The organism is Rhizobacter sp. (assembly GCF_032229685.1).
Lineage (GTDB): Bacteria > Pseudomonadota > Gammaproteobacteria > Burkholderiales > Burkholderiaceae_C > LMDS01.
Genome location: NZ_JAVTWP010000044.1, coordinates 1 through 5,056, shown reverse-complemented (window position 1 = coordinate 5,056; position 5,056 = coordinate 1). Strand labels below are relative to the sequence as shown.

Below are 5,056 nucleotides of genomic sequence, written 5' to 3'. Positions count from 1 at the left end.
GGCTGGATCGGCAGCATGCTGCGGAAGACCTTGTTCTTTTCTTCGCTGATCGGCACCGGCTCGAGTGAGGTGGGAGCCTCCATGGCCATGAAACCGAGGATCTGGAACAGGTGCGTGACCACCATGTCGCGGTAGGCACCGGTCTGCTCGTAGAAGCCGGCGCGTTTGCCCAGGCCCAGGGTCTCGGGCACGTCGATCTGCACGTGGTCGATGAAGTTGCGGTTCCAGATCGGCTCGAACAGGCCGTTGGCAAAACGAAAGGCGAGGATGTTCTGCGCCGGCTCCTTGCCCAGAAAGTGGTCGATGCGGAAGATCTGCTCTTCGTCGAACACCTCGTGCAGCTTGCCGTTGAGCTTGACCGAGCTCGCCAGGTCGGTGCCGAAGGGCTTCTCCATGACGATGCGCGAGCGCTCCACCAGGCCGGCTTCGCCAAGCAGGCGCACCGCCGGCAAGGCCGCGCTCGGCGGCACGCTCAGGTAGTGCAGGCGGCGGCACTCGGCGCCGAGGCTCGCCTCGGCCCGGTCGACAGCCGCTTTCAGCGCGGCGGCGCCGGCCGCGAGCGGCACGTAGTCGAGCGTGGCGGCGAAGGCGCTCCAGTGCGCTTCGCTGACCTTGCGGCCCGAGAACTCGTCGAGTGCCGCGCGCGCGATGCCGCGAAAGCCTTCGGCGTCGATCTCGTCGAGCGAGACACCGATGATCCGGCAGCCGGGTATGAAGCCGGCGCTGGACAAATGGAACAGGCCCGAGAGCAGCTTGCGCCGCGCCAGGTCGCCCGTGGCCCCGAACAAGACCACGACCTGCGGAAACCGCGGCCCCACCCCCGGAGGAATCTTTGCCACTGTGCCTGCCCTCTGTTCACCTGCAGCGTGCGGATCGAACGCCTGCTCTTGTACCGCTGCAAGTCGTGGGCCACAAGGGCCGCACCAGAACGGTCAGGCCGTCATGCCCGGGTTCAGCTGGCGCAAGCGGCTCATCGTGATCGACACGGCCGCGGTGCGTGTTTCAACGCCGAGCTTCACGTACACCCGCTCCAGGTGCTTCTTCACCGTGGCCGGGCTGCTGCCCAGAATGTCGCCAATGTCGCGGTTGGTCTTGCCCTTGGCCACCCAGTACAACACCTCGGCCTCGCGCAGCGTGAGCTTGAACGACTGCACCATCGCGTCGACCACCGCGGCATCGGACACCTCGCGCATCACGATCAGCAGGTCGTCGTCACCGGTGCGCTGCTGCAGCGAGAACACGAGTTGCCGCCGCTCGGTGCCCTTCGTGCGGCTCACCGGCAGCGTGCGCGGTTCACGCCCTTCGGCGACGGCCCTGGTTTCGCTCGTCAACCAATCAAGTACTGGCCCGGGGATCTGCCCCGGCGAGGCTGCGAAGTAGTCGAGCATCAGCTGGCGCGCCAGCGGCGTTTGCCACACCGAACGCACCGGGTTCTGGTGGCCTTCGACGAAGTGGATCGCCATCGTGGCGTGGCCAAAGGCGTCGAGCGCGTTGCGCGCCTGCGTGGCCTGGTGCGTCTCGCGCGCACTGCGCATGTGCACGGCCATGCGCACCAGCACCTCTTGCGCGCGGATGGGCTTGGTCACGTAGTCCACACCGCCGGCCTGGAACGCGGCGACGACGTGTTCGGTTTCGGTGAGGCCGGTCATGAAGATGATCGGGATGTGCGCGGTCTCGGCGTTCTGCTTCAGCCGGCGCGCGACCTCGAAGCCGTCCATGCCGGGCATCACCGCGTCGAGCAACACGATGTCGGGCAGCGCCTGCGCGGCGCGCTGCAGCGCGCTTTCGCCGTTCGTCGCCACCAGCACGGTGTAGCCCGATTCGTCGAGCGCGTCGTGCAGCAGCGAGAGGTTGTCGGGCACGTCGTCGACGATCAAGACCACCAGCGAATCGCTGCGGCTCGGCAAGCCCGCGTTCATGGCTGCACCTCGCGATCGACCAGGGCCTGGCGGATCACGCGCGCCATCGCGTCGAGCTGGAACTGGTGCGCCAGGCCGCGCAGGTGCTCCACAAAACCGGCATGGCCGGCGTGTTGCGCGGCGATGTCGTCGAGCTTGCGTACGATGCCGCGGTAATAGCCCAGGCTCACCAGTTCGTCGAGCGCACGCAGTTGCGCTTCGTCGGGCAGCAGCCACTCGGCGCGCGGTGCCGGGGCCGGCGCGGCCACTTCGGCAGGCGCGGCTTCGAACCATTCGAGATGCAGGCGCGCACCGAGCCAGTCGAGCAGCTCGTTCACGCGCACCGGCTTCAGGATGAAGTCTTCGACGCCGATGCCCACTTCGTTCTCCAGCCCTTTGTCGAATGCGTTGCCAGAGACGATGGCAATCGGCGCACTGCTCAGGCCCTGCTCGCGGATCGCACGCACCGTCGCCCAGCCGTCGATGCCCGGCATCGCCAGGTCCATCAGGATCGCATCGGGTGCGCTGTTCGCCAGAAGCGCCAGACAGGCGTGGCCCGACGCTGCCTGTTCGATCTGGAAGCCCAGCGGCTCCAGCACGCTGACCAGCAGCTCGCGGTCGACCTCTTCGTTGTCGACCACCAGCACACGCTGGCGCGGGCCGGCGTAACCGATGCGGCTCTGGCGCGGCAGCTCCTGCTCGATGCGTGCGCCGCGCACTTCGGGCAGGAACAAGCGAATGCGGAACACTGTTCCGGTGTGGGCCGCAGCACCCGAGGCGACCGCAGCCGCAGGCGTGCTCTGCACCGTGAGCTCGCCGCCCATCAGGTCGGTCAACATCTTCGCGATGGTCAGGCCCAAGCCGGTGCCACCGCTCGCAGCAGCGCCCGCTTCCGAGCCGCGACCGAAAGGCTCGAACACCTGCTCGATGTCGGCGGCCGAGATGCCGGGGCCGGTGTCTTCGATCTCGAAGGTCGCCATCTCGCGCGCATAACTCAGGCGAAACTCGACCCGGCCGACATGCGTGAACTTGACGGCGTTGCCGAGCACGTTGATCAAGATCTGGCGCAGCCGCTTTTCGTCGGCCCGCACGACTTCTGGCAAGGCCTCGCTGAGCGCGCGCACGAACACGACGCCCTTGGCCGCGGCCTGCAGCTCGAACAGGCGAACGATCTCCTGCACGCAGTCGCGAAAACGCATCGGCTTGTTCTCGAGCCGCAGCTTGCCGGCTTCGATGCGCGAGATGTCGAGCGTGCGTTCGATCAGGCTCAGCAGATGGTCGCCGCCACGCCGGATCACCGCGACCGCCTGGCGCCGATGCGGCGGCACCGAAGCGTCTTCTTCGAGCAGCTGCGCATAACCGAGGATGCTGTTGAGCGGCGTGCGCAGCTCGTGGCTCACGGTCGTGATGTAGCGGCTCTTGGCCTGGTTGGCGAGCTCGGCCTGGTGGCGTGCCGATTCGGCCTGCAACCTGGCCTGCTGCAACTGCTCGTCGGTGCGGCGGTGCGATTCGATCTCGCGGCGCAGCACCTGGGTCTGTTCGTTCAGCGCCTGGGTCTGCCGGTTCGATTCTTCCTGCGCGACCTGGCGGCTCTTCTGCGTGAGCACCAGCCACCAAGCGACGATGCCGCTCACGAGCAGCAGCGCAGCGAAGGCCTTCACGAAGCCGAGTTTCATTGCCTGCGCAAGCGCCGACCCCGGCTCGACCACGGCCGGCAGGCCCTGGTGGTACAAGACCGCGAACAAGCCGGCGAGCAGTGGCACCAGCACCGCCATCAGCAGCAGGTAGTGGCCCAAGCCCGTTTCAAGGTACGGCCAGACCGGGCGCGGCAACAGTGCGCGCAGCAGCCCGTTCCATTGAACCGAAGCGCGTGCGTGCGGCTTGCACAGATCGTTGCAACGCGCGTCGAGCGTGCAGCACAGCGAGCAGATGGCGCCCTGGTACGCGGGGCACTGCGCCAAGTCGTCGCCTTCGTAGTCACGCTCGCAGATCACGCAGCGTGTCAGGCGCTTGTAGGTGCCGGCATCGGCTTCGGGCTGCAGCGGTGACGACGGCGAACGTGCAATGTAGAACCGCCCGCCGGTCCACCACGCGATCAGCGGCGAGACGACGAGCGCCGTCACGAGCGCGATCAACGCCGAAAACGCCTGTGCCATCGGCCCGAGCACGCCGAGGTAGGCGACGATCGACAACACCGAGGCCACACCCATCGCACCCACGCCGACCGGGTTCACATCGTAGAGATGCGCGCGCTTGAACTCGATGCCCTTGGGCGACCAGCCCATCGGCTTGTTGATGACGAGGTCGGCCACCACCGCCATCATCCAGGAGATGGCGATGTTGGAGTACAGCCCCAGCACCTTGCCCAGCGCCTGGAACACGTCGAGCTCCATCAGCATCAGCGCGATCGCGGTGTTGAACACCATCCACACCACGCGGCCGGGGTGGCTGTGGGTCAGGCGCGCGAAGAAGTTCGACCAGGCCAGCGAGCCGGCGTACGCGTTCGTCACGTTGATCTTGAGCTGCGAGACGATCACGAACAGCGCCGTGGCCGCCACCGCCAGGCCGTAGTTCGAGAACACGGCGTTGTAGGCCACGAGGTACATCTGCGTCGGGTCGACGGCACGCTCGATCGGCACCGCGTAGCCGATCGCGAGATAGGCGAGCAAGGTACCAGCAAGCATCTTCAGCACGCCCGGCACCACCCAGCCCGGGCCGCCGATGACCACGCTGGCCCACCAGCGCGCGCGGTGCCCCGGCAGCGGTTCCGGCATGAAGCGCAGGTAGTCGGCCTGCTCGCCCATCTGCGTGATGAGCGCGATGCCCACCGTCATGGCGGCGCCGAACTTCATCAGGTCGAAGCCCGTCGCGCGCGGGCCTTCGGCGCCCTGCCCGCCGTAAGACCACAACTCGGCCAGCACGCCGGGGTGCTGGTGCAAGACGTAGCCGAGCGGCACGATCAGCATCAGCAGCCACAGCGGCTGTGTCCACACCTGCAGCCGGCTGATCGTGGTGACCCCGTGCGTGACCAGCGGGATCACGACCAGCGAGCACAGCAGGTAACCCCAACTCGGCGGGATGTCGAAGGCGAGCTCGATCGCGTAGGCCATGATGGCCGCTTCGAGCGCGAAGAAGATGAAGGTGAAGCTGGCGTAGAT

3 protein-coding genes are annotated in these 5,056 nt (G+C 67.1%); all 3 read right to left on the bottom strand.

All coding sequences use genetic code 11. From position 1 onward, the window contains the following. Window positions 1–788: glucose-6-phosphate dehydrogenase (locus AC30PD_RS21880; RefSeq protein WP_489537816.1), on the bottom strand; the 788-nt coding region annotated here is incomplete at its 3' end. A 144-nt stretch (window positions 789–932) separates the two neighbouring features. Further along, on the bottom strand, window positions 933–1,919 hold the full coding sequence (locus tag AC30PD_RS21875; protein ID WP_489537815.1) for a response regulator: 987 nt from the start codon (window positions 1,917–1,919) through the stop codon (window positions 933–935). After that, window positions 1,916–5,056: ATP-binding protein (locus tag AC30PD_RS21870; RefSeq protein ID WP_489537814.1), on the bottom strand; the 3,141-nt coding region annotated here is incomplete at its 5' end. The genes AC30PD_RS21875 and AC30PD_RS21870, both read right to left, overlap by 4 nt.